The organism is Photorhabdus sp. RM322S (assembly GCF_042879395.1).
In the GTDB taxonomy this organism is placed as follows: Bacteria; Pseudomonadota; Gammaproteobacteria; order Enterobacterales; family Enterobacteriaceae; genus Photorhabdus; species Photorhabdus khanii.
Genome location: NZ_JBHFKW010000020.1, coordinates 74,102 through 100,086, shown reverse-complemented (window position 1 = coordinate 100,086; position 25,985 = coordinate 74,102). Strand labels below are relative to the sequence as shown.

The 25,985-nt window shown below is 40.0% G+C and carries 25 protein-coding genes and 1 riboswitch; of the genes, 10 read left to right on the top strand and 15 right to left on the bottom strand.

Annotation, left to right across the window (positions count from 1 at the left end; translation table 11 throughout):
• The first annotated feature begins 151 nt into the window (after nucleotides 1-151).
• Nucleotides 152-297, top strand: a riboswitch (molybdenum cofactor riboswitch).
• From moaA to ACGF63_RS13510, 6 genes are all read left to right on the top strand, one after another.
• Nucleotides 284-1,267, top strand: coding sequence for a GTP 3',8-cyclase MoaA (gene moaA / locus ACGF63_RS13535; protein WP_331251356.1), 984 nt, complete (start codon nucleotides 284-286; stop codon nucleotides 1,265-1,267). It overlaps the preceding riboswitch by 14 nt.
• Before the next feature lie 38 nt (nucleotides 1,268-1,305).
• Nucleotides 1,306-1,785, top strand: a complete 480-nt coding sequence (moaC, locus tag ACGF63_RS13530; protein ID WP_036850758.1) for a cyclic pyranopterin monophosphate synthase MoaC — start codon at nucleotides 1,306-1,308, stop codon at nucleotides 1,783-1,785.
• Nucleotides 1,782-2,027 (top strand): molybdopterin synthase sulfur carrier subunit, encoded by a 246-nt coding sequence (gene moaD / locus ACGF63_RS13525; protein WP_036850760.1) that lies wholly within the window; start codon nucleotides 1,782-1,784, stop codon nucleotides 2,025-2,027. The genes moaC and moaD overlap by 4 nt, the downstream gene beginning before the upstream one ends.
• A 3-nt stretch (nucleotides 2,028-2,030) precedes the next feature.
• Nucleotides 2,031-2,486: a molybdopterin synthase catalytic subunit MoaE gene (moaE, locus tag ACGF63_RS13520; protein WP_387631403.1), complete on the top strand. Its 456-nt coding sequence runs from the start codon at nucleotides 2,031-2,033 to the stop codon at nucleotides 2,484-2,486.
• 179 nt (nucleotides 2,487-2,665) lie between these two features.
• The gene (locus tag ACGF63_RS13515; RefSeq protein WP_387631401.1) at nucleotides 2,666-3,376 is read left to right on the top strand and encodes a Bax inhibitor-1 family protein; all 711 of its coding nucleotides are present in this window, start codon (nucleotides 2,666-2,668) and stop codon (nucleotides 3,374-3,376) included.
• A gap of 55 nt (nucleotides 3,377-3,431) precedes the next feature.
• Complete coding sequence (locus ACGF63_RS13510) at nucleotides 3,432-4,481, top strand: Fic family protein (RefSeq protein ID WP_387631399.1); 1,050 nt, start codon at nucleotides 3,432-3,434, stop codon at nucleotides 4,479-4,481.
• Here ACGF63_RS13510 and ACGF63_RS13505 read toward each other — a convergent pair.
• The 6 genes from ACGF63_RS13505 to cecR form a co-directional block, all read right to left on the bottom strand.
• Complete coding sequence (locus ACGF63_RS13505) at nucleotides 4,474-4,671, bottom strand: hypothetical protein (protein WP_088372395.1); 198 nt, start codon at nucleotides 4,669-4,671, stop codon at nucleotides 4,474-4,476. The two genes, ACGF63_RS13510 and ACGF63_RS13505, sit on opposite strands and share 8 nt — an antisense overlap.
• 99 nt (nucleotides 4,672-4,770) lie before the next feature.
• On the bottom strand, nucleotides 4,771-5,877 hold the full coding sequence (locus ACGF63_RS13500; protein ID WP_387631396.1) for an ABC transporter permease: 1,107 nt from the start codon (nucleotides 5,875-5,877) through the stop codon (nucleotides 4,771-4,773).
• A gap of 12 nt (nucleotides 5,878-5,889) precedes the next feature.
• On the bottom strand, nucleotides 5,890-7,050 hold the full coding sequence (locus ACGF63_RS13495; RefSeq protein WP_152962779.1) for an ABC transporter permease: 1,161 nt from the start codon (nucleotides 7,048-7,050) through the stop codon (nucleotides 5,890-5,892).
• Entirely contained in the window at nucleotides 7,047-8,783 is a 1,737-nt protein-coding gene (locus ACGF63_RS13490; RefSeq protein WP_387631393.1) for an ATP-binding cassette domain-containing protein, read from the bottom strand. The genes ACGF63_RS13495 and ACGF63_RS13490 overlap by 4 nt, the downstream gene beginning before the upstream one ends.
• A gap of 9 nt (nucleotides 8,784-8,792) precedes the next feature.
• Nucleotides 8,793-9,785 carry a secretion protein HlyD gene (gene hlyD / locus ACGF63_RS13485; RefSeq protein ID WP_036850770.1) on the bottom strand — a complete coding sequence of 331 codons (993 nt, stop codon included), beginning with the start codon at nucleotides 9,783-9,785 and terminating at the stop codon, nucleotides 8,793-8,795.
• Between the two features lie 16 nt (nucleotides 9,786-9,801).
• Complete coding sequence (gene cecR / locus ACGF63_RS13480) at nucleotides 9,802-10,488, bottom strand: transcriptional regulator CecR (RefSeq protein ID WP_036850771.1); 687 nt, start codon at nucleotides 10,486-10,488, stop codon at nucleotides 9,802-9,804.
• 304 nt (nucleotides 10,489-10,792) lie between these two features.
• On the opposite strand from cecR, the gene rhlE reads away from it, so the two are divergent.
• Entirely contained in the window at nucleotides 10,793-12,082 is a 1,290-nt protein-coding gene (rhlE, locus tag ACGF63_RS13475; protein WP_036850774.1) for an ATP-dependent RNA helicase RhlE, read from the top strand.
• 3 nt (nucleotides 12,083-12,085) lie between these two features.
• Nucleotides 12,086-13,018, top strand: coding sequence for a tRNA dihydrouridine(16) synthase DusC (dusC, locus tag ACGF63_RS13470; RefSeq protein WP_036850777.1), 933 nt, complete (start codon nucleotides 12,086-12,088; stop codon nucleotides 13,016-13,018).
• A 102-nt stretch (nucleotides 13,019-13,120) separates the two neighbouring features.
• On the opposite strand, the gene ACGF63_RS13465 is transcribed toward dusC, so the two are convergent.
• The 5 genes from ACGF63_RS13465 to ACGF63_RS13445 all read right to left on the bottom strand — a co-directional run bounded on the left by ACGF63_RS13465 (nucleotide 13,121) and on the right by ACGF63_RS13445 (nucleotide 18,811).
• On the bottom strand, nucleotides 13,121-14,230 hold the full coding sequence (locus ACGF63_RS13465; RefSeq protein WP_036851028.1) for a lipase family protein: 1,110 nt from the start codon (nucleotides 14,228-14,230) through the stop codon (nucleotides 13,121-13,123).
• A gap of 544 nt (nucleotides 14,231-14,774) precedes the next feature.
• Nucleotides 14,775-15,893, bottom strand: coding sequence for a lipase family protein (locus ACGF63_RS13460; protein WP_152962781.1), 1,119 nt, complete (start codon nucleotides 15,891-15,893; stop codon nucleotides 14,775-14,777).
• 432 nt (nucleotides 15,894-16,325) lie between these two features.
• A complete protein-coding gene (locus tag ACGF63_RS13455) occupies nucleotides 16,326-17,435 on the bottom strand; it encodes a lipase family protein (protein ID WP_387631389.1) in 1,110 nt (369 codons plus the stop codon).
• 332 nt (nucleotides 17,436-17,767) lie between these two features.
• Nucleotides 17,768-18,604, bottom strand: coding sequence for a 3-mercaptopyruvate sulfurtransferase (gene sseA / locus ACGF63_RS13450; RefSeq protein ID WP_152962783.1), 837 nt, complete (start codon nucleotides 18,602-18,604; stop codon nucleotides 17,768-17,770).
• Between the two features lie 45 nt (nucleotides 18,605-18,649).
• Nucleotides 18,650-18,811: a hypothetical protein gene (locus tag ACGF63_RS13445; protein WP_165577108.1), complete on the bottom strand. Its 162-nt coding sequence runs from the start codon at nucleotides 18,809-18,811 to the stop codon at nucleotides 18,650-18,652.
• A gap of 288 nt (nucleotides 18,812-19,099) precedes the next feature.
• Here ACGF63_RS13445 and dinG point away from each other — a divergent pair, with 288 nt between their 5' ends.
• Nucleotides 19,100-21,235: an ATP-dependent DNA helicase DinG gene (gene dinG, locus ACGF63_RS13440; protein ID WP_387631386.1), complete on the top strand. Its 2,136-nt coding sequence runs from the start codon at nucleotides 19,100-19,102 to the stop codon at nucleotides 21,233-21,235.
• Between the two features lie 61 nt (nucleotides 21,236-21,296).
• On the opposite strand, the gene ACGF63_RS13435 is transcribed toward dinG, so the two are convergent.
• From ACGF63_RS13435 to rhtA, 3 genes are all read right to left on the bottom strand, one after another.
• The gene (locus ACGF63_RS13435; protein ID WP_036850798.1) at nucleotides 21,297-21,518 is read right to left on the bottom strand and encodes an alkylphosphonate utilization protein; all 222 of its coding nucleotides are present in this window, start codon (nucleotides 21,516-21,518) and stop codon (nucleotides 21,297-21,299) included.
• Nucleotides 21,519-21,738: 220 nt separating this feature from the next.
• Nucleotides 21,739-22,245: a DNA starvation/stationary phase protection protein Dps gene (dps, locus tag ACGF63_RS13430; protein ID WP_152962785.1), complete on the bottom strand. Its 507-nt coding sequence runs from the start codon at nucleotides 22,243-22,245 to the stop codon at nucleotides 21,739-21,741.
• A gap of 351 nt (nucleotides 22,246-22,596) precedes the next feature.
• The gene (gene rhtA / locus ACGF63_RS13425; protein WP_036850805.1) at nucleotides 22,597-23,487 is read right to left on the bottom strand and encodes a threonine/homoserine exporter RhtA; all 891 of its coding nucleotides are present in this window, start codon (nucleotides 23,485-23,487) and stop codon (nucleotides 22,597-22,599) included.
• Nucleotides 23,488-23,963: 476 nt separating this feature from the next.
• Between rhtA and ACGF63_RS13420 the strand changes: the two genes are divergently transcribed.
• Nucleotides 23,964-24,527 (top strand): TIGR00730 family Rossman fold protein, encoded by a 564-nt coding sequence (locus ACGF63_RS13420; protein WP_036850806.1) that lies wholly within the window; start codon nucleotides 23,964-23,966, stop codon nucleotides 24,525-24,527.
• Nucleotides 24,528-24,653: 126 nt separating this feature from the next.
• Here ACGF63_RS13420 and ACGF63_RS13415 read toward each other — a convergent pair whose 3' ends face one another.
• Entirely contained in the window at nucleotides 24,654-25,064 is a 411-nt protein-coding gene (locus ACGF63_RS13415; RefSeq protein WP_036850811.1) for a hypothetical protein, read from the bottom strand.
• Nucleotides 25,065-25,985: the final 921 nt, after the last annotated feature.

The window sequence follows — 25,985 nt, the reverse complement described above, 5'->3', positions numbered from 1 at the left end:
TTAATCAACACCAATAGAACTGTCTGCTATTTGTTCTGACATTGGCTAAGTCATTGTATATTAAATTATATAACGAAAGTGGATGTTCGCATTTTTCTTGCTTAAGCGCTAGAATTGACATTGAGAATGTCGTTTTGCATTAAACCATAGATATTGAAATTAACTCCTAGCCTCTGCGTCTAAGTCACCGTTTTACACAGCGATATGATGCTTTGGCCGTGACCACTGAGTCACCAGGATGTAGGGCAGAAATGCTTGCATCTCCCATATTTGGAAAGGTGTTATTGTGGAACAACTCGTAGATGCTTTTGCCCGTAAATTTTATTATTTAAGGCTGTCAATTACCGATGTCTGTAATTTCCGGTGTACGTATTGCCTGCCGGATGGTTATAAACCCCGCGGGCATCACTCCTTTTTGACATTACCTGAAATCCGTCTTGTTGGTCGGGCGTTTGCCGATCTTGGTACAGAGAAAATCCGTTTGACGGGGGGTGAGCCGACCATGCGCCGTGATTTCACGGATATTATTTCTGTTATCCGTGAAAATAAGTTAATCAGAACCCTTGCTGTAACCACCAATGGCTATCGGATGGAACGGAATGTTGCCGAATGGAAGGCGGCAGGTTTAACCGCAGTGAATGTCAGTATGGACTCGCTTGATCCCCGTCAGTTTCATGCTATTACCGGACAGGACAAATTCTTTCAGGTGATACGTGGTATTGATGCGGCATTTGAAGCGGGTTTCAGTAAAGTGAAAGTCAACGTGGTGCTGATGAAAAACGTCAATGACATCAGCTTGCCGGCTTTCCTGTACTGGATAAAAGATCGTCCTATCCAATTGAGATTTATTGAATTGATGGAAACCGGTGATGGCGGCGAAATGTTTCGCAAATACCACATTTCTGGCGAAACTATCCGGGAACGCTTGCTGCACAATGGCTGGCATCAGCTTCAACGCTCACGCAGTGATGGTCCGGCACAAGTTTTTAGCCATCCTGATTATCAAGGGGAAATCGGTCTGATTATGCCTTATGAGAAAGATTTCTGCCGGAGTTGTAATCGCTTACGTGTTTCCGCAATAGGTAATCTTCACTTATGCCTGTTTGGCGAACAAGGGATACCACTGCGTGATTTGTTATCGAGTGAAGAGCAACTCAATGATTTGAAATTGCGTATTCAGGGGGGGCTGCGTCATAAACGGGAAACCCATTTCCTTCATCAGGGGGACAGCGGTATCACCCCAAATCTTTCTGTCATCGGCGGTTAATTTACTGCTTGGTATTGTTGTTTTTTCAGGAGCAAAGAATGTCTCAATTGACCCACATTAATTCTACTGGTGAAGCCCATATGGTTGATATCTCTGCTAAAGCCGAAACAGAACGTGAGGCGCGGGCAGAGGCTTTTATTGAAATGATGCCGGAAACACTGGCAATGATTATTAACGGCAGCCATCACAAAGGTGATGTGTTTGCAACCGCCCGGATTGCGGGTATTCAGGCGGCGAAGCGCACATGGGAATTAATTCCGCTTTGTCATCCATTACAGCTAACGAAAGTCGAAGTTCAGCTGGAAGCGCAGACAGAATATAACCGGGTGAGAATTGAATCCTGCTGCTGTCTGACAGGAAGAACCGGCGTTGAAATGGAGGCGCTGACAGCGGCATCCGTCGCGGCGCTGACTATTTATGATATGTGTAAAGCCGTACAGAAAGATATGGTCATTGGGCCGGTTCGTTTGCTGGAGAAACGGGGTGGGCGATTAGGGCATTTTAAGGTGGAAGAATGATTAAAGTACTCTTTTTTGCTCAAGTACGTGAACTGGTCGGTACTGATTCACTGGATCTGGATAATCATTACCCAACCGTTGATGGCTTGAGAAAGGCATTAATATTAAAAGGTGAGCGTTGGGCGATGGCGCTGGAAGATGGAAAACTCCTGTCAGCAGTAAACCAAACTTTTGTTCATGGTGGGCATCCATTACAGGATGGTGATGAAGTGGCTTTTTTCCCGCCGGTGACTGGAGGGTAATTAATGGAAAACACGCGCATTTTTGTTGGCCCGGAAAATTTCAGTGTAGGAGATGAGTATCAATGGCTTTCTCAGTGTGATGAAGATGGGGCTATTGTCACTTTCACGGGTAAAGTCCGTCATCATAATCTGGGTGACCGAGTGAGTGTCCTGAGACTGGAACACTATCCCGGAATGACGGAAAAAGCGTTACAAAATATTGTCACCGAAGCACGGGATCGCTGGCCATTGCAGAGTATCAGCGTTATCCACCGGATTGGTACGCTTTACCCTGGTGATGAAATTGTGTTTGTTGGTGTGACAAGCGCCCATCGTCATATGGCTTTTGCAGCGGCTGAATTTATTATGGATTATTTGAAAACAAAGGCACCTTTCTGGAAAAAAGAGTCCTTGTCTGAGGGTGAACGTTGGGTTGAATCCCGCGAGAGTGATCAAGAAGCAGCGAGACGTTGGTTGTGAAGGTATTTTCTATTTCTGCGAAACGCTTCGAAAACTGATCAGATAGATGAACGGCTATACAAGTAATTATTGAATGGTTAATTGTTTTGATTATATTCTGTGATAATGTATAAAACTTGAGTGGGTTGTTGATATTAAACAGCCTGAATTTCTAAACACTGTCATAGAAGGTAAGCGCCATGGATCGTTATCCACGCTCAAATGGTTCTATAATCCAGCAGGCTGGAACCGGCCTGCAAACTTATATGGCCCAAGTTTATGGTTGGATGACTTGTGGCTTGTTGTTAACGGCGTTTGTGGCTTGGTATGCGTCACAAAGTCAGGCTGTAATTGCATTTATTTTCTCAAACTCAATTGTTTTCTATGGGCTGATTATTGCTCAATTGGGACTGGTTTTCGTTCTTTCCGGCTTGATTAACCGTATGAACGGTTCATTAGCGACAGGGTTGTTTATGCTGTATTCAGCTCTGACCGGGCTGACGCTTTCCAGTATTTTCATCGTATACACCGGTGGTTCCATTGCGACGACTTTTGTCGTGACCGCAGGCATGTTTGGTGCACTGAGTTTTTACGGTTATACCACCAAGCGTAGTCTGAGTGGCCTTGGCAGCTTCTTGTTTATGGGGCTTATCGGCATCATTCTGGCTTCTCTGGTTAACTATTGGTTAAAGAGTGAAACGTTGATGTGGGCGATAACCTACATTGGTGTGGTTATTTTTGCGGGCCTGACCGCTTATGACACTCAGAAACTGAAAGAGATGGGTGAAAATCTGGATGTGAATGATAAAGAGAGTCTGCGTAAATTCTCTATTGTCGGCGCGCTGACCCTGTATCTGGACTTCATTAATATGTTCTTGATGCTGCTGCGTATTTTTGGCGATCGCCGTTAATTGATATTTTCAGTGTAGTTAAAATAACTTTAGCTACACTGACGCTTATTTTTATATGACGAAACTTATACCTGTATCCATTGGTCAGAATAAAAAGACCACAACAGTATCTTTATTGATTGAGCCAATTACTCATATTAAGAAGACTATTCGTGGGAAAATGAGTTACCATTATTATTGGAATAATAGAACCAAGGAAGTAATTTTCGGCTCAGGAACATTGAAAACAAAAGAATTTATATTTTCAGTTGCTCATATATTAAGATATAAAGAGTCTACAGAGCAAATACGGAATAGAGATATACAGTTAGGTGATTCTGTTGGTGTGTTGTTTAATAAAAAATCTTCATTGCTATTATCTGGTTCAGTAGTTGGTGTAGATTTGGCTGTTAATAATGAAAAGTATTTTCATATATTGCCTCATCATAATGATTTTCCCTTTGGGAAAGAAAAATCTATTAAAATAAAGAATGAAGAAGATAAAATTTATATTTTAAGTGATGGAGTTAATGAAAGATATGAATATTTGTCCACTAAAAATAAGATATATGCTAAATATCAGTATCAACTTGATTGGGCTGAAATGATTTTATCCAGAGTAAAAGTGGGAAAGTTTATTCGAGAATATATAGTCAATAGAGCGTTACCTATTGGTGAATTGGCGTTTGTAGAGTGTCATAAGATGTTATTTGGAAATATATACAGTTGGGCTGGTCAATATAGAAAAGATGTTATTGTAGTCGGTGATAGAGAGAGACCAACTATGGAACATTATTATGTATCGCAGTCAATGAAAGCTTGTTTACGAACATGTAATCGTAATGAGATGAATAAAATATCAACAAAATATGAACTCGTAGCTAAGTTGGTTATTATTCATAGAGAATTAGCGTGGATACATCCATTCCAAGATGGGAATGGTAGAACTATTAGATTGTATTTACAAATATTATGTTTATCTAAGGGATTTGATTTTAACTCAGAAATACTGGATGGTTCTGTAAAAAACAAACGTGTTTATCATTATGCGGTAAGAAGAGCTATTGATGGAAAGAGTAGAAATTTAACCGCCTTATTTAACAAGGCGGTTAGTGAGATTAGTTGATTTTTGTCAGGAATTGAGCTGCTTTGCTCATTTTCTTCCATGATTCATCACTGACTTTATTACCTTCGAGAGAAAAAGATGCGCGCAAAGAACGACAAATCCGTTCTTCCAGGTTAGCATCAGAGATATATTTGGTTGTATTTTCCTTATCCCTAATTTGTATGGCAATTTGTGAGTGTGAGTTTTTCATAATCTTACCCTAATCAAGAGTCGTATTGTTGATATTATACACATTTTTTCTTCCTGGATATAACGACTTTTCATATAAGTTTGTACATGTGTAATCACATCAAGCAATCTTCCGTCGAAATAACCAATAGGCAAGATTACCGGTTGTGACAGTAATCGCCAGAAGGGGCAACAGGCTTCTCCAGATAACCGCGAAATCGGCATCTTTGAGATAAATCTGCTTGGTTATGTCATTAAAATGCCAGATAGGATTAATCCAGGTGAGATCTTGTAACCATCCCGGCATATTTTCAACCGGAGAAATGTAACCGGAGATCAAGATGGCGGGCATGATAAAGACAAATACACCAATAAATGCCTGTTGCTGAGTGTAACAAAGAGAAGAGATTAATAAGCCAAATCCCACCAGCGATAAGCTGTATATCAACATGGATAAGTAGAACAGCGGTAGTGAGCCGGAAAATGGGATTTGATAGCAAAAGATACCAATAGCCAGCACTAAAGTTGCCTGAAAAGTAGCCACAACTACAGCAGGAACCGCTTTGCCAATGAAAATCTGCCAAGTGGTCATAGGTGAAACCAGTAACTGGTCCAGGGTGCCTTGTTCCCTTTCGCGGGCAATTGACAATGCAGTGACCGTTAATATCCCGACCGTGGTAATCAGTGCAACCAGAGAAGGTACAACAAACCATTTATAATCCAGATTGGGGTTATACCAGTTGCGGATCACCAATTCACTGTTATTGGCTTTCGGCATATTACCCATTAGCTCCTGTTGATAATTCAGGACAATTTCCTGGATATAGCCGGCAGCAATTTGAGCACTGTTAGAATTACGGCCATCTAACAGCACTTGAAGAGAAACGGGATCATGGCTGGCAATTTTAGCACTGAAATCTTGTGGGAAACGGACCAGTAGTAAGGCTTTTTGGTGATCGATGATTGGCTGGATCTCTTGTGAATGGGTCAATAATATCACGTCAGGAAATGCTTTTGATTTTGCCAGCCGTTGAGTCAGCTCGATAGAAGCTTTGCCTTTGTCCTCATCAAAAATAGCAATGGTCGCGTTAGTGACATCAAGTGTTGCTGATAGTGGAAATAGGATCATCTGAAAGATAACCGGCATCACCAATATGGCTCGTGTCTGCGGATCTCTGAGCAGAGACTGTAATTCTTTAATAATCAGTGTGTAAAGACGATAAAACATGGTAATTCCTTCTTAATCCAGGCGTCGCGGGGTTTTCCATGCAGTCAGACCAATAAACAAAATCGCGGAAGCAATCAGCAGTAACAGGTTTATCATCAATACTGTACTGATATTTCCAGCCAGAAAGAGCGTGTGCAGGCTACTGACAAAATAACGGGCAGGGATGAAATAGGTCACTGCCTGAATAAACGCAGGCATGCTGTTTATTTCAAAAATAAAGCCGGAAAGCATAATTGCAGGCAGAAAGGCGACATTCAACGCTATCATTGCCGCATTAAATTGGTTGCGTGTAATGGTGGAGATTAAAAGCCCGATACCAAGGGCAGTGGCCAGGTAGAGACTGGTGATAGCAGACAATACCCATAGCGAGCCTCGATAGGGGACACCCAGCACAAATACAGCCACCAGCATACAGAGCGTCATGGCGAGCGATCCAAGCACTTGATAAGGCAAAAGTTTGGAAAGCAGTAATTCGGTACGGGTAATTTGGGTGGAAAGCAGGGCTTCCATCGTACCGCGCTCCCATTCACGGGCAACAACCAATGATGTCAGAATGGCACCAACGACGGTGATGATAATGGTGATTGCGCCGGGGATGATGAAATGCTGGCTGATGGTTGCCGGATTGAACCAATAACGGATTTGCATATCAATCAATGGATTAGCCGTGTTTCCCTGATCCTGTCCCTTTTGTTGCAACCAAATCTGCCATACGCCTTTGGCGTAACTTTGTACAAAGCTTGCGGTATTCGGTTCACTGCCATCAGTAATGATTTGAATTTGTGCTTTACCATCAGAGCGGGCAAGTTGAGCATCAAAATTCACAGGAATGACAACCAGCCCACGTATCTCCCCTGATTGCATCATATTAATTAATTGCTGACGATGATCGCTGATTTTAGGTTCAATATAGGGCGAGCCGGCAAAAGCTTGTATTAACTCACGGGCATCTTCACTTTGTTGTTCCACCAGAATACCAATGCGGACGGTGCTGGAATCGAGATTAATGCCGTATCCGAAGATAAATAACAGGATCAGTGGAATGACAATAGAAATTAACCCGCTGGTGGGATCACGTAAGATCTGTTTTGTCTCTTTGATACAAAGTGCTTTCAGTCGCCACCAGGAGAAGCGAACAGCCTTCTGTGGAGCATGTTGCTTTGGATTGCTCATTGCGGCTCCTCATCGTAATTAACGACCAGATCAATAAATGCCTGTTCCATTGATGGATCAGGGTTTTCATCGGTAGCGACCAACTGTTTCAAATCGTCCGGTGTGCCGGCGGCAATCAGTTTACCGCGAAATACCAGCCCTATCCGGTCACAATATTCTGCTTCATCCATAAAGTGGGTGGTCACCATAACGGTGACGCCTTTATCTACCATGCCATTGATATGTAACCAGAATTCACGTCGTATTTGCGGATCGACACCCGAAGTCGGTTCGTCCAGAAACAGAATATCGGGTTCATGCATCAGTGAGCAGGAAAGGGCAAGGCGTTGTTTATATCCCAATGGCAATTTGTCGGTTGTCTGATGTAAAACAGATTTGAGATTGAAGGCTTCGACCATCCCGTCGATTTTCTCTTTTTGTCTGCGTCCTTGCAGGCCATAAATGCCTGAAAAGAATTTCAGGTTCTGTTCGACCGTCAAGTTACCGTACAGTGAAAATTTTTGCGCCATATAACCCAGATGCTGACGGGCTTTCCCGGAACTGGTTTTCAAATCCATCCCCAATACCAGCGCTTTACCCTCAGTCGGCACCATGAGTCCGCACATCATTTTAAACGTCGTGGATTTACCGGCACCGTTAGGCCCAAGCAGGCCAAAGATTTCTCCGCGTTTCACCTGAAAATCAACATGATCAGTGGCAGCAAAATCACCAAATTTCTTGGTTAAGTCCTGTGCTTCAATCACCGTTTCTGTGGGATTAGCTTCAATCTGTGGCATGATTTCCGCCAGTTCCGAACGGCGGGCAGGCTCACCGCCGAGTAAATCAATAAAAGCATCTTCAAAGCGGGGAGCCGCTGTCATGATTTCAGCATCAGGCAGTGCAAGCTGATTAAGCAGTTCTTGCGGCAGGACATCAGGTTTAAGAATAAGACGGACATATTTTCCCTGAATCACGCCATCGGTTACCTGTGGCAAAGTAAGAGCACGTTGCAGCGTTTTTCTGCGGGAATGCTGTTTGGCACTAAGCAGGAAAGAACGTCCGGACATTGTTTGGGTCAGTTTCTGTGGTTGCCCGTTATAGAGTAATTTCCCCTGGTTGAGTAACAGGACATCGCGGCACCGTTCTGTTTCATCCAGATAGGAAGTACTCCAGAGGATCAGCATGCCATCATCTGCCAGCTCATGAACCATCCGCCAGAGTTCGCGGCGGGCTATCGGGTCAACACCCACTCCAGGTTCGTCCAAGAGCAGAACTTTGGGTTTGCCGAGCAGAGTACAGGCCAGCCCCAGTTTTTGCTTCATGCCGCCTGAAAGCTTGCCCGCCAGTCGTCCGGTAAATTGGGTCAGGTCAGTAAAAGTCAGTAATTGCTCATAGGTTTTTTTACGTTCATCACCCAGTACACCACGCAGATCTGCATACAGATTCAGGTTTTCTAAAACCGTCAGATCTTCATACAGGCCAAATTTCTGGGGCATATAGCCCAGTTCAAAGCGCACTTGTACACCCTGTTTAATCGGATCAAGCCCCATTATTTCAATAGAACCACTATCTGGTTTCAGTAAACCAGCCAACATGCGTATCAGCGTGGTTTTTCCTGCCCCATCCGGCCCCACAAGCCCGGTAACAGAGCCGCCGTAGATCTCTGCGGTCAAGCTAGATACCGCAGGATTATTCAGGCCAGGAAACGTTTTCTCTACCTTTTCTAACCTTATCGTATATGCAGAGCTGTTCATCACAGCCCCTTATACATCTGAATCAGAAAAATGCAGGGTAACCGGCATACCTTGACGCAGGGAATCATCCGGGTCAGTAACGATAATGCGTAACCGATAGACCAAATCGGTGCGCAGATCAGGTGTCTCTACATTCTTTGGTGTAAATTCGGCTGTCGGTGAAATAAAGCCGATTTTACCGTGATAGGGCTGATCTTTACGGCTGTCAGTGTAGAGTAAAATTTCACGTCCTGGTGTTGCTTGTCCAAGATGGCTTTCACTGATATAGGCTCTTACCCAAACGGGATGGGTCAGAGAAAGTGTAAACACGGTATTGCCCGCCGCCAGCATGGTGCCCGGTTCAATAGCACGGGTCAGGATAGTGCCGGATGAGGGGGAAGTCAGGTGAGTATCTTGTAAATCCAGTTCAGACTGAGCAACAGCCGCCTCGGCTTGAGCAAGCTGGCCCTTGGCTTCTGTAATTTCTTCTTTACGGTAGCCGGTTTCAAATTGATTCAGTTTATCTTTCGCCGCTTGTAAAGCAGCCAGCGCCTGATTGTGGTTAGTTTTGGCATTGTCCAGCTCGTTGGCTGAAATCATTTTACTTTGCCATAACCCTTGCTGGCGTTTGAAGAAACTATCAGCAAAATGCCAGGCGGCTTCACGTTGTGTCACTTCTGAACGTACTTGGGCAACTTCTTCCGTGCGATAACCCTCTTCCATCATAGCCAGACGTGCTTTAGCGCTATCGCGTGTGGCTTTCGCTTTATTGAGCGCGTTAATAAATGGCGCATTGTCCAGCTGGCCGATCACCTGATTAGCATTGATAACATCACCTTCATCAACTTGCAGGCTAGCAAGTTTACCACCAACCCGGAAGCTGAGATTGACAGTGCGTATATCTACGTTGCCGTAGAGTGTCAGCGTTTTATCATTTTTATCTTGATAGTAGTAACTTCCTAAAATTGAGCCAAGAATAACAGCAACGACCAGTATTGCGAGGGTGAGTTTCTTGTTGTACATGATATTCCTTGTTCTTTTATTTATTTGAGTTATGTTTTTTCAGTCCATTCAGTAATAAATCGATATGCTGGATGAGGATCTGATCAATTAATTTGTATTCTTCTGGCCCGATATTATTCCAGCCTGTCTGACGTAATAAGGTTTCCTGCGCCATTCGGAAAGAGATAATTTCACCCATCAGAGCGTGAGTATGGAGCATAGTAGAAAGTTGATGTTCATCGGCGTCGATATAGCTGGCGATCAGTTTATTTAATCTGTTGTGGAGAGGTGCCAGTGCCTGCTCATGGATTAGGGTATAAGCATCAGTGGGTGCGAGTTGCTCTCTGGCCATAATTCGGCTGATATTAATGCTCTCTTTTTCAATCATCAGTCGGTTAACGCCAAGAAATCCTTCGTGAATCATCCTCAATATATTGTCTGGTGAGTAAGGTGCTGATGATGAAAAAAAATCATCAATCTCTTTAAAAAGATGAGTGAACTCAGTCTTGATTGTGTCAGTAATATACTGGGCAACTGCCTGATATAGCCCTTCTTTAGAACCGAAATAATAAGCTATAGCTGCAATATTCTGTTGAGCGCGCAATGCGATTTCTCTGGTTGTCGCGCCGGTTAATCCTGATTTACCGAAAATTTCAAGAGCGGCTTCGAGTAGCTGTTGTTTGGCTTGCTCGCCTCTGGGGGTTTGGATGTTGTTGACTGACATGGACATGAATCCTATTGGAAATAATCAAAAGACTTAAACAAAATATCAATCAAATAGCTAACTCTATACTTATAGTAAATCAATGTAAATTGCATAAAAATGTCATGGATCATGAAAACTACGGCGTAAATACCTGTAGTTTTAGTTGCATTATTAGAAAGTATATCTGGTATAATAGTCAGGATATGGAGCATTGCAGTTTGTGTTTTTTCCTTTTGTGGTATTTACCGCGTCTGATTTTCTTCCCATAAAACTGCCCCTGAATGTAGTTCAGGAATGGTGAAGTCTGGAGTATTTCTTATTTATGAGTTTTGAATCACTTGGCTTAAGTGCTGATATTTTGCGTGCCATTGAAGAACAAGGTTATTCAGCGCCAACGCCAATCCAACAGCAGGCAATCCCTGTTGTATTAGCAGGTAAAGATTTATTGGCGAGCGCTCAGACAGGCACAGGTAAAACTGCGGGTTTTACTTTACCCATGCTGCAACGGCTCAATGATTCCCCTGTTCAGATGAAAGGGCGCAGGCCGGTCAGAGCGTTAGTCCTGACACCAACCCGTGAATTGGCTGCTCAGGTTGGTGAAAATGTACGCGACTACAGCAAACACCTCAGACTTCGTTCTCTGGTGGTTTTTGGTGGTGTCAGTATTAACCCTCAGATGATGAAATTACGTGGTGGTGTTGATATTTTGGTCGCGACACCAGGTCGTTTACTGGATCTTGAACACCAGAATGCGGTTGATTTGTCGCGAGTGGAAATTCTGGTATTGGATGAAGCCGACCGTATGCTGGACATGGGTTTTATCCATGATATCCGTCGGGTACTGAATAAGTTGCCCCCGAAACGGCAAAATTTACTGTTTTCTGCCACCTTCTCTGACGATATCAAAAATTTAGCCAATAAATTATTGCATGATCCTGTCAGTGTTGAGGTTGCACGCCGTAACTCCGCTTCTGAACAGATTGAACAATTTGTCCATTTTGTCGATAAAAAGCGTAAAGGGGAGCTGCTTTCTTTCCTGATCGGCAGCCGTAACTGGCAACAGGTTTTGGTCTTTACCCGTACCAAACATGGTGCAAATCGTCTGGCAGAACAGTTAAATAAGGATGGCGTAACTGCTTCAGCCATTCATGGTAACAAAAGCCAGGGTGCCAGAACTCGTGCGCTGGCTGATTTTAAAGATGGCCGCATCAGGGTGCTGGTAGCGACAGATATTGCTGCCCGTGGTCTGGACATTGATCAATTGCCTCATGTGGTGAATTTTGAACTACCTAATGTCTCTGAGGATTATGTCCACCGTATTGGGCGTACCGGTCGGGCAGATGCGACAGGGCAGGCACTTTCTTTGGTATGTGTTGATGAGCACAAGTTACTGAAAGATATTGAACGCCTGCTGAAACGGGAGATTCCCCGTATGGCGATTCCCGGATATGAGCCAGATCCAACCATCAAGGCTGAACCTATTCAGAATGGTCGCCAGGGGCGCGGCGATGATCGGCAGAAAAATAGCCATCGCCGTTCTGGAGCACCTTCGCGTCAGCGCAGCCGTAATCATGCTGATGCATCAAATAAAGCGTCTAGTGCCAGAGGTTAGTTAATGCGGGTTTTGCTGGCTCCGATGGAAGGGGTGCTGGATTCTTTGGTCAGGGAACTTCTGAGTGAAGTCAATGAGTATGATCTGTGCATTACAGAGTTCTTACGGGTTGTCGATAGCCTGTTGCCGGTAAAATCGTTTTATAAGCTTTGCCCTGAATTACGTAACCAAAGCCGGACACCGTCCGGCACTTTGGTGCGGGTTCAGCTCTTGGGCCAATATCCGCAATGGTTGGCGGAAAATGCGGCACGGGCGGTTGAATTAGGTTCCTGTGGGGTTGATTTAAATTGCGGTTGCCCGTCAAAAACGGTCAATGGTAGTGGCGGTGGAGCAACGTTGCTGAAAGATCCTGAACTGATTTATCAGGGGGTAAAAGCGATGCGTGAAGCTGTACCTTCTCCTTTACCTGTGACGGTTAAGGTTCGCCTGGGTTGGGATAGTGGTGATCGGCAATTCGAAATTGCTGATGCAGTACAACAAGCGGGTGCGACGGAAATAACGATTCATGGGCGAACCAAAGAGGATGGTTACAAAGCGGAACGCATTAACTGGCAAGCGATTGGTGAAATTCGTCAGCGCCTTGCTATCCCGGTGATTGCCAATGGTGAGATCTGGGATTGGCAAAGTGCGCAGGATTGTATAAAAGTTACAGGCTGTGATGCTGTCATGATTGGGCGGGGAGCGCTTAATGTTCCCAATTTGAGTCGGGTTGTGAAATATAACGAACCAAAAATGGCCTGGCAGGAAGTGGTTCAATTACTGCAAAAATATGTCCGGTTGGAAAAGCAAGGTGATACCGGACAATATCATGTTGCCCGGATTAAACAGTGGCTTGGTTATTTGCGGAAAGAGTATGAAGAAGCGATAACACTCTTTGAGGAGATAAGGAAGCTGAAAACGTCTGCTGATATAGCACGTGTGATCTCTTTGATGTGACAATATTATCATAACCATCTCAATATGCTTATTGCAATAAATGGAACCTCTAATTAAGGTTCCATTTTTGTTAAATCAAGAAAAATTCAATTTAGGATAAGATTATCGGGTATCGGCTGCTCCATCTTGAATCATAGATGAAAAAAGATAATTAATATTGCGGGCAAGGCCATCATTAATCACAACAATATCATAATTAGTCGGCGGATTAGAGCTATCATTAATTTTAATGAAACTCATACCATACTCTTTGGCATATGCGTCGATATGTTGGAACACGATCTGTTCAATTAAACCTGGAGAAGGATCTAACATAGGTGTAGTGAAAGGTAAATCTGGAAAAAGTTGGGTGTAGTTTTTATCTTTCACTAGTAAGAGAAAACCGCTAACGGGCAGATATAATATTGGGTAGAGAGCTTTAATTTGTTCTAATCCTTTTGTATACCAGGCTAGAGTAACGATATCTGTACGATTATGGATCCGGAGAAATTTACTTTCATAGGCCGGTAGAGATATTCCGTTAAAAACAGACTCGGTATAGGATGCAAAAATATCGTTACCGGCAGTTGGGGCAGCAAAGGAGCAAACGTTAATACGAATATTATTGTTTCCTTTATCAAGGTAGCGCCTCTTTAAATACAATCCAAGAGTAGAAGCCATTACACCGCCTAAACTGTGCCCTGTAAGAGTAATATTTTGTATCCCTTCTTCCAGAGCAATTTTATCAATTGCATCGATCAGTGACTCCCCATAACCAGGCGTGTTATTACTTTTTATTTGGTTGATAATATAGTCTAACGTTACGTGTATTCCCTTTGAAATTTTTGCATTTGTCGGGGCTTTTGAGTCCCAAATTGACCAGTTTTCAGTTTTACCCACATTAAAATTTTCATCATACCAGTTGACATCAGACCATGATCCGCGAATAACAATTCGATAGTCATTTGGGGTTTTGAGATCTTTCACCATGAATAAAACGTGATCATCTTTCTTATCGGCAACACTTGTTTTCTTGTCAACACTGCCTACACGAAAGACAGCAGGTCCCCAAACGAGAGAGAATCTATTTGCTGTTGCTTTACTACTTGCTAATGATTTTTGAATATTTTCTGAAACGATAGTGGGTTCTGGTTCGGAGGTTATTAAGCTTCCTGAGTTAATAATAAAGCCTAACGCAAAATTTATTTTTTGATCTTTAAGAGAAATAGTCATTTTTACTTCCAAATTTTTAATATGATAAATATTGATCTGATGTTTCAACTTAAACATCAATAACCAATGCTTTTGGTATTTCATTCAAATAAAAACAGAATTAAGGTTAACAATAATCTCTAAATCTGTCGGATGAGAGTATATAATTTTTTAATGTTATTTTATTTAACAAAATAAATTATCTACAATGAACTTTAAAATAAGTGATAAAAATTATGCAATGATTTTGTAATATTACCTGTGGAAAATAATTTATATGGGTATTTACAAAGTCGAGTGATAATGGGATGGCGTTATTTTGGTGATATGTAGAGAAAATAATTTCCTTGTTAGATTTAAGAATGATTTATTGAAACTAATGGAACCTTTAATAAAGGCCCCATTATTGCTAATTAAAAAATAGATATGATATACCCGTTATCTTTCAAGTTGCCTCTTTGTTGGCTGCACTCGCTCACCCCGGTCACATAGTTTGCTATGTTCCCGGGGATTCGCTCCCTTGCCGTCGCGATGCATCTTGAAATCTATAGGGTATAGGATAAAATTATGTGATATTGATTTTACCTTTGATTAAAAACGAGAGGAGATCGATAATACTTTGCAATAGGGTATCGTTAATCACAACAATATCGTAATCAGTGGGTGGGTTTGAACTGTCATTAGTGACTGTGAAACTCAGTCCATACTCTTTGTGATAGGCGTGAATATGTTGATTTCCTATGTTAGTAAATAAGTCTTCGAGGGACTTTATCGGTATCGTCGGAATTTCTGAATGAAAGGGTAAATCTGGGAAAATTTGCGTGTATTTTTTATCTTGGACAAGAAGAATAAGAGCATTAACTGCTGCTGTTAATATTGGATAAATAGCTTTAACTTTCTTCAACCCATTTATATACCAGGCCAGGGGAACGACATCTATACTATTATGAATCCTTATAAAATCACTTGCATAACCAGCTGATAATGCTTCATTAAAAATAGATTCAGAATAGGAGGCGAAAATATCATTACCGGCAGTTGGGCCGGCAAAGGCACAAACATTAATGCGAATATTATCGTTTCCTTTATCAAGGTACTGTCTCTTTAGATATAAACCAAGGGTAGAAGCTAGTATACCTCCTAAGCTGTGTCCTGTGATGGTAATATTTTGTATCCCTTCTTTCAGGGCAATTTTATCGATGGCGTCAGTTAGCGATTCTCCATAACCCGGAGGATTGTTGCTTTTTATTTGGTTGATAATATAACCTAATGCCAAATTTGTTCCGTAAGCAATCTTAGCATTTTCAGGCGCTTTTGGATCCCATTTTGACCAGTCTTTAGTTTTACAGACAATCAGGTCTTCATTAATCCAGTTAATATCAGACCATGACCCCCGAATGACAATGCGATAATCATTTGAATCATGGAGACTTTGTACAATAAATAAAACGTGATCATCCTTTCTATCTATAACACTTTTTTCCTTATCAGCACTACCAACTCGAAACACTGCGGGTCCCCAAACAATAGCAAATTTATTTGCTGTAGCTTGACTGCTTTCCAATGATTTTTGAATATTTGCCGAAACGATGCCCGGCTCTGGTTTTGGTGTTTTTATGCCTCCAGAATTAATAATAAAGCTCAGTGCGAGATTTAATTTTTGATCTTCACGAGAAATAGACATTTTCACTCCCTATTTTTTCATATGATAAGTGTTAATTCGAGCTATCAGTTTAAAATTTAAGATTTAATTCTTTTAGTCTTCCATTCAGATAAAAACAGGATTAAACTTAAAGTTAATAATAACTTTTAGATCTGTCAAATAGGTACATGGAATTTTCTTATATTATTTTATTTGGTCAAAATATGAATTATTTTTTGTGAAATTAAAACAAACCATAATAATTATATGTTTACTAATTATACGTGAATATTATTATGGGTTATTACAAAACAAATGATAATATTTTAATGATATATAAATAAGAGCAATTTTATTTATATATTTAAGTGACGATTGTTTAAATTAATGGAGCCTTTAATAAAGGCCCCATTTTTGTTAAGTAAAACACAGATCTAATATAACCAAATTATACACTATTAGTGTTATCTTAAATTAAGGAAGCGGTATAAGCAAGAAATAGGCGACAATATCTTGAGATAGATTACTGTTAATAACGACAATATCATCAATAGGTGGTTGAGTGCCGTCATTCACTTCAACTAAATTCATGCCGTATTTATACGCATATGCTTTAATATGTTGAAAAATGACCTGATTATTTAAATCTGGTGATGATTCTAAAATCGGTGCTGTGAAAGGTAAGTCTGGCGTGAGTTTTGTGTAACCTGTATCTTTCACAATCAGGACGATCTTGTTAAATTTATTAATTAATTTCTCATCTATTTTAATTAATGGTTCATAGATAGTTGGTATCTTTTCTAATCCATTCAGGTGCCAAATTAAGGAAATAATATCTTTACGGTTATGGATCCTTAAAAAGTGACTTTTATAATTCGTTGTTGATATACGGTTAAAAACAGATTCAATATAAGATGCAAAAGTGCTATTACTGATAATTGGGCTGGCAAAAGCACAAACGTTAATACGAATATTCCTTTTTCCCTTATTAATATATAATCGTTTTAAATATACGCCAAGAGTAGAGGCCAACGCACCTCCCAAACTGTGCCCGGTGATGGTAATATTATGTATTCCTTTTTCCAGGGCAATTTTATCAATTGCGTCAATGAGTGATTCACCATAGCCTGGTGTATTGTTACTTTTTGCTTGGTTAACAATATAATCTAATGCTAAGTGTGTTCCATAAGAAATCTTAGCGTCTTTGAATTCTTCAGGGATATTAGGATCCCAGAGTGACCAATTTACCGTTTCATGTACCGCAAAGTTTTCAACCTGCCAGTTAACATCAGACCATGATCCCCGGATAACGATTCGATAGTCATATGGGAATCTGCGATTTTTCACAATAAATAAAACATGATCGTCTTTGTTATCTTTAGAATTTTCCCCATTATTAACCCGGAAAACAGCCGGTCCCCAAACGATAGAGAATCTGTTGGCCGTCACTTTACTTTTTTCCAATGATTCTTTAATATTTTCCGAAACGATAGCCGGTTCAGATTTTTTTGTTATTATACTGCCTGCACCACTGATAAAGCTGAGTGCGAGATTTATTTTTTGGTCTCTAAGAGAAATAGTCATTTTTACTCTCCATTTTTATTATATAGATTCTGATATTATTTTCTGATTAAAGTATCAATACTCAACCCTTTTAATTTTCTGTTTAGATAAATTTAGAGTTGAATTTTAAATTAATAATAATATTTAAATTTGTCAAATATATGAGTTGTATTATTTTATATCACTTTGTCTGATAAAAAAGAGTGTTGATTAATAAATTGAAAGCAAATTGGATAAGTGGGATTGTGAAATATAACGATATGGGAATTATCTTTTAGATTTGTGTAGCTTCCAAAAAATATATTAATTTTTTTATTAAAGGGCATAGGGTAAATATGCCCTTGGGTATTTAATTATTTCTCAAGTGGTAGGGTATCATCTGCTCCCCATTCAGCCCATGAGCCGTCATATAAATAAGTATCTTTCTTACCGATGATATTTAAACCTAATATTAAAACAGCGGCTGTCATGCCAGAGCCACAACTGGCAATAACCGGTTTATTTAAATCAACGTTTTGTTTACGGAAAATATCTGCAATTTCAGTTTCTGATTTAAAGTGACCATTCTCTACTAATATAGTCCATGGAACATTTTTACTGCCGGGAATATGGCCCATTCTTAACCCAGGGCGTGGTTCTGGTGCTCTAGCCTGAAAACGGTCTATTGCTCTGGCATCAACAATCTCAGCTTGTGGATCATTTAACGAATCCAGAATTTGTTTCAGTGATTTCACTTTGCCGGCATTGAAATCGGTATTAAAAACCTGAGAATGACGTTTCACTTCACCTGATTCTGTTGGAAATCCTGCCTGTTGCCAGCCTTGTAAACCTCCATCAAGAATACGGACATTACGGCTGCCGAATACCTTGAATGTCCACCATGCGCGAGGAGCGGAGAACATATTTCCCTGGTCATAAACCACGACCAAATGATTCTCACTGATCCCCATTTCACCAACAGCCTGACTGAAAGTTTGCGGATCTGGCAGCATATGAGGTAACCCGCTTTGATGATTGGCAATTTTATCCAAATCAAAAAATTGGGCACCGGGAATGTGTGTATTCAGCCAAAGCTGATGGCAATCAATTTGCTGAGGTGGTGGCGGTGCAGTCGCATCAAGGATGACGAGGTTTTCATCATCAAGATGATCTTTTAGCCATTGTGGGCTGACAAAGTATGCATTATTCATGGGATCCCTCACTTAATACAAAAGTATAGATAGTGTTGCGCCCCGTTATTGTTGCTGTACCGGCGCTATAGTTGTTTCTTGCTGTTGACTGGCGGGTGATTCTATCGGTGTAGTTGAGCGGGTATACATATTAAGACCTGCCAAGAATACGCCACCGATTGAACCGAATGCAAAAAGTGCGATGAAAGTGATAAGTAGTTTTTTCATTTTTGTTCTCAACTGCCATAGAAAATAGGCAGTATATCGGGTTCTGAATAGCTGACAAGGTAATAACCAATTTACTTTACGGATAATGAATAATCCTTTGAGCTGATTAAGTAAATGAAATTAGCTTACTGTTATTGTTGATAAAGTTTTTCGCTAAGTTTTTATTGGCATCATAATTTACTGAAATTGGGATTAAATTATCAATTTGGTTTTGTTTCTCGATATACAGCTGATTTCGTTCTTGCTCTGTGGGACAATAGCGCTCCGGTTTTATGGCAGCAGAGTTCAATGGCACTTTCCAGTTCAATAAAAAATCAGATAAGCCAGTGGTATAAGGCATTACCTCAGCATATCAATGGCTTTATTCCTCGCACTCCACAGAGGCAAATGATTGCTGAAGTTGCAAAAACGCTCTCTGATCAGGAAGGGCGCCATTTAGTTATTGAAGCGCCAACCGGAATCGGTAAAACCCTTTCTTATTTGCTCCCTGGCATTGCGATCAGCAGGGCTGAAAGTAAGCCATTGGTCGTCAGTACCGCTAATGTCGCTTTACAGGATCAAATTTACAGTAAAGATCTTCCTCTGTTGCGCAAAATCATTCCCGATCTGAAATTTACCGGTGCTTTTGGACGTGGTCGTTATGTTTGCCCACGTAATCTCGAAGCTATCTGTGCAAACGATAGTGAACAGATAGATTTAATGTTTTTGGTTGAGGACAAAACAGAACTTGCCAGTAGTGAAGAGAGGGAACTTTGTCGCCGGTTGCGTAGTGACTACACAACGTTTGCCTGGGATGGTTTGCGTGATCACCATAAACGGGCTTTGCCCGATACTTTGTGGACGAAAATCAGTACAGATAAGGCGAATTGTCTGGGCCGTAACTGTCAGTATTATCATCGCTGCCCGTTTTTTATTGCTCGCCGTGAGATCGAGAATGCAGATGTGGTGGTCGCTAACCATGCGTTAGTGATAGCGGCATTAGAGAGTGAATCGGTACTCCCTGATGCTAAAAATTTGTTATTGGTACTTGATGAAGGACATCATATACCGGATGTCGCCAGAGATTCTTTGGAAGTTGAAGGGGAAATCACCCTGTTTCAGCTTAATGGTCAGCTAGATACTTTTATCCGTCATGTTGAACAGTATCTGGCACAATTTCGTCCGGCAAAGCCACCACGTCTGGCTAATGCCAGTCGTCTCAATGAACACAGTGAAAAACTACGGGAATGCTTTAAAGAGCTCGCTACTATCGCACAGGCATTTTTACCTGAAAATAATGAAGTAGATGAATATCTGTTTGAGATGGGTAAGTTGCCGGATAATTTGCGACTTTGCTGCCAGCAACTGTTTAAATTGACCGATGGTTTACGAGGATTAGCAGAAGTGATACTGAATGATCTGACTGAGCAAACGGCTAAACAGGATATTGTCCGGTTGCATCGGTCTATTTTGCAGACCAGCCGTACACTGGGATATTTTGAAAATATGACTAAACTGTGGCGCCTGGCGGCGCTGGAAGAGTCATCCAATGCGCCGGTGTCAAAATGGCTGAAACGCCGTTATGAAAGAAATCAGTCACACCTCTACTTCCATTGTGCAGGTATCAGAGTTAGTGAACAGCTCAATCAACTGCTTTGGCGTAATATTCCCCATGTGGTTGTGACGTCGGCAACGCTTCGTTCCTTGAATAGTTTTTCCCGTATTCAGGAATTAACTGGGTTAACTGAAAAAATGGCTGACCGTTTTGTGACGTTGTCATCGCCTTTTGATCATGTGAGTCAGGGGAGGCTGGTTATTCCCAAAATGTCATTGGAGCCGACACTTGATAATGAAACTGCTCATTTGGCGGAAATGGCGCGTTATTTCAGGACTCAATTGCTGAGTCAGCAACATAAAGGCATGTTGATTTTGTTCAGTAGCCAAAGGGCGATGGATATCTTCCTCTCTTATGTGACGGATTTACGCCTGATGTTGCTTGTACAGGGTGATCAGCCACGTTATCGGTTAGTTGAAACACATTGTCAGCGTATAAATGAGGGGCAATGTAGCGTATTGATTGGATTGCAATCTTTTGCTGAAGGGCTGGATTTAAAGGGGGATTACCTGTCCCAGGTTCATATTCATAAAATCTCATTCCCTCCAGTCAATAACCCGGTCATTATCACTGAAAGCGAGTGGTTGAAATCACTCAACCGCTATCCTTTTGAAGTACAGAGCTTGCCAAGTGCTTCTTTCAGCCTGATTCAGCAAGTGGGAAGGCTTATCCGTAGTCATGAGTGTTATGGTGATGTGGTTATTTATGACCGGCGTTTACTGAGCAAAAGATATGGTGCGAGGTTGTTGAAGGCGCTGCCGGTTTTCCCTATTGAACAGCCGGAAATTCTTTCAGAGGTGGAAATCAAACAATTGAAAAAGGATAAATAACTTACCACTAAAAACTGTAATTTATTTATCCTTTATAAATAAAATCGATAGAAAAGGCTATTTATCCTACTTTTTTCAGAAAACAGGTTTTCAATACCAATCCTTTGATTTTATCTGCGTTACATTCGATTTCATCTTCGCGATGGTTCAGACGAATATTTTTGATGATAGTGCCGCGCTTTAATGTCGCTGATGTGCCTTTTACTTTCAGATCTTTAATGACCTGTACAGAATCGCCATCATTGAGCACCGTACCATTGCTGTCTTTTACTTCGGTATCCATTTTATTATTTCCTCAAGTTATTTATGAAAATAAGCATATATTATAGACAATTAATGCTGGTTTTTAAAGGATATAGTGAAGTTTGTCTGTATGGAGGCTATTTTATGATATTTTTCTGTGCCAGAGTATTGGGCGATAAAGGGTTGTAATAAACAGGCCCCCGTTGTTAACGAGGGCCTGTAAGTAATGCAGAGCTCTTAATGTAACGGCTCTTTATATTTTATTGCTCAACGTTTGCTTCAATAAGCCATAAGAATTTGTCGAGGTTACGGGAGGCTGCGGTGAGTATGTCCGTGGTATTTTCATCTTCAACCTCACCAATTGCTTCGCGGATATCATTAGCGACAATAGCATAACGATCAGCCAGTGCTTTTAGATGATCTTGCACGTCATGAATATTTGTTGGGTAGCTTCTCAGTGAAGTATGTTTATTAACTTCTTGTACCGTTCCGAGAGCGATTCCACCAAGTTGTACAACTCTTTCTGCAAAAATATCCAGATGTTCAATAATAGTGGCACGAAAGTTATCCAGCATTTTATGGATGGAAATGAAATTTCTGCCGCGCATGTTCCAATGTGCCTGTTTGGTCAGCAGGGAAAGATCAATAAATTGAATCACCATATGGTTTAAAATTTCAATTGTTTCTTGCTTAACGCTATCATCGACATCATTACGAGTATAAAGCAGTGTGGATGGTGCTGTTTTGACTAATTTGGCAGTACCCATAATAATTTTCCCCTAGTATTAATAATGAGCTTCTCATTTATTGGGATGAATGTAACTCAATATTAGTTTTAAATCATATAGATTATTCCTATTAAATCAATAGTTCATTTTTATAAAGTTTTTGGATAAAATAATTATGTTTAATATATTTATTTGGTTATATATCAATAGAGGGATGATTTTTTTCGATAATTGTTTTTTGCGGTTTACGGATAGTGTTAAAAATATAATTTTTGCTTAGATATGTATGACTCATTTATTGATGAATGATAATAGTTATATTTATAAATAACCGGAGAATTATTTTATTAATTACTCCGGTTTTTATTCTATTTCGATTAGATAAAGCGATTAATCGATCTCGGTGATTTTAGGTTTTCCTTTAATCGTTGACGTAGAACCGATAGAGGCAAGAATAATACAGAACAGTGCCAGCCATTGAATTATGGTCAGGTGTTCATTGAGGAAAAAAATACCAGATAGAGCGCCAAGGGCTGGCTCAAGGCTCATCAGAGTACCAAATGTTTGTGCAGGTAAACGGGTCAGGGCAATCATTTCCAGCGTATAGGGGAATGCAGTGGACAGAATGGCGATTGCCAGTGCCAGGGGCATAATTGACATATCAAATAACAGTTCTGGCCCTGTTTGTATCAGCCCCACAGGGAAAAATATCAGTGCCGCGATAAATGAACCGATAGAAACCGTTGCCGCGCCATGACCTGCTCCAGCGCGTTGGCCAAAAATAATATACAGTGCCCAGAAAACACCCGCACTGAGTGCATATATAATACCTATAGGATCCAACCCATCAATATTATTGCCAATGGGTAACAGGAAAGCCAGACCGGCGATAACCAGCGCGACCCAGAGAAAATCTATTGGCCGGCGCGATGAAAACATGGCTACGGCCAGTGGGCCGGTAAACTCAAGAGCGACGGCGATACCTAAAGGAATTGTTGTCAGTGCCATATAGAATGTATAGTTCATTGCTCCAAGAGCAATACCATAGGTAAGCAATGGCATAATTGAATTTCGGCGAAATCTCAGGCGCCAGGGTTTAAAAATAATGAACAGAATGATAGTTCCAAGGCCCAGCCGCAAAGCGGTAACGCCAGGTGCACCGATAACCGGAAACAACGTTTTGGCAAGAGAAGCGCCGCCTTGAATTGATGTCATGGCAAGTAGTAACAATATTACAGGTATTAATGGAAAGGCATTCTTTTGGAGCTTGGAAGAAGACATCCGGACAAAACCTCAATTAAAATCAAGTGATCTGGTCGGTAATTTTCGCAGTGAAATGCAGATAACTCAATAGGTTTAGAGAATATAATTTTAGAGAAATATTCTTTATTTATTAGACTATATTATATATAGATAGTGAAATTATATTTCAGTATTGGAATATAGTTCTGAAAAATTATATTTTATTTTCAGATAGTAATAACTTATGGGTTAAAGATGATGAAAGTGTTTATTGTAATCTAAATTATGATTTATTTTATATTTTAATGGTTAAGCATAAATTACAATTATGACTAATATAGTATAAATAAGCTTCATTGCTGTTTTTTCTTTTTCATTTGTTACATTATCTTGTTTTTCCTAATGGCGTTTTTTTTAATTTAAATTATCTTTGTGCATAAGTGAGTTGTATGACTGTAATACTAACGTATAATCATATCTTTCACTGTAAAGATGAAGTAATAGGAGCTTAGATAATGAAAAGTATTGCCGTTTATTGTGGTTCAAGCTTGGGGATATCTGAAATCTATAAAGAAAATGCCATTATCTTCGCAAAGGAGTTAGTTAAGCGTGATATTACGCTGATTTATGGTGGAGCCAGTGTGGGTATTATGGGCACTGTTGCTGATACTGTTCTGGAAACCGGTGGTAAAGTGATTGGTGTTATTCCCACATTATTGGAAGAGCGTGAAATATCACATAAAAATCTGACTGAATTATACGTTGTTGAAACTATGCATCAGCGTAAAAATAAGATGATTGAGTTAGCTGAGGGTTTTGTTGCTTTGCCTGGGGGCTTTGGCACGTTGGAAGAGTTCAGTGAAGTATTTACCTGGAGTCAGATTGGGCTGCATACTAAGCCTTGCGGTATTCTGAATATCAATAACTTTTATGATCCGCTGATTACCATGATTAATAAAATGGCGGATGAACAATTCTTGCATGAAAAATATCGCTATATGGCAATCATCGAACAAGATCCTGTCTGCTTACTTGATCGCTTTAACACTTATCGGGCGCCATCTGTAAAAACGTATTAAATTATAAAGAAATGAGTAGAATAATGAGAATTGATTTTTGATTAAGATACTTCTTTAAATAAATAAACCATTCCTGTTGGATAAATATTTCCTACAGGAATGGTTGTTAATATTAATGATTAAGTATTAGCTTACAATAGTATATTCTACGATTGGATTATTACCGTTCTCTGCTGAGTAAGATAAATGTAAATCATCACCTTCATAGTCTGTTGATATTGAGTAGCTGCTGCTTCCGATCAGAGGGTTATTCCATGTAATATAGATACTGTAAATTTCACCTTTACTGTCTACAAATACATAAGTACAGCGCCCTGCAACACCACCTAGCAGACTGTTTGAATCACTTCTCCAAATGCCTTTTCCTGGGGTATTATCACTGCTTTTATTAATTAGTTGCGGAGGAAGAGTTGTCCACTCACCCTGATCCAAACGAATAGAATCCTGAATAAGTTTAAGTTTATATACTGATTTATTAGTTACTTTTGCAATAACACTGATTGGTGCTTTTAATGAAATCGCTTCAATCTCTGACATAATATCACCTCTTATAAAAAATTTAAAAAAATACTTATTAAATACCAAGATCTTAATTTAACCTATTATGGTTATATAAAACACTTTGGCGTGGAACCGAACTTTTTAATCATATTTCATGACTGGTCTTTTTACCTTTCATTAGAATTCCATTTCATAACGCTTCCTAAAAATTAATTTATTTATATTTTGGTTTTTCACCCAATATTACAAATGTCAGTGTCGATTTTTATCTTTTTAACAAGTTGAAATTAACAACTAATCATTTGTTAAAATAAATTTCTGTAATTTCGGTGTTTTTCAAAGATACCTTTTCTCTCGGATGAATGTCAATTTTTTTGCCCGCTGAGTTTTGTTATAAAATAATAAGTGATTAATTATATCTTTATACTTAAAAACATAGATATAGATGATAAAATATGTCTATGTTTTTAATGGTTAATATGTAAAATAATTGTAATGACAAACAAAAATAGATTGTCAGGTTTATAATTAACTAATAATGATTTCATTACTTATTGAGCGTTAATTCATCGCTGGATTGATGAAATGTTAATGTATTGTAATGTTGGATGGGGGGAGTTGGTGACGGATTGTATTTTTTCTGCATGATTTTAATCGTCTATCCTAATTCAATAAACTTTGATTATTGTTCAGAAGTTTATTGAATTATTCACTTATTGATTAACAGATATTTTGATAATGATCTAAGATTATATTCACTATTGGTATTATCACATTGTTGATGAAAATATCATAACAAAGAAAAAATTATTGCAAACTCAACGTCATTAATACTTAATATGTTTATTTGCGGTTTAATATGCCACTATTTTCCTCACTTATTTCCTTATTGTGTCTAATTTGAGAATGCATTCGATATTAAATAAAACGATATAACGATATCGTTTTATGATTCAA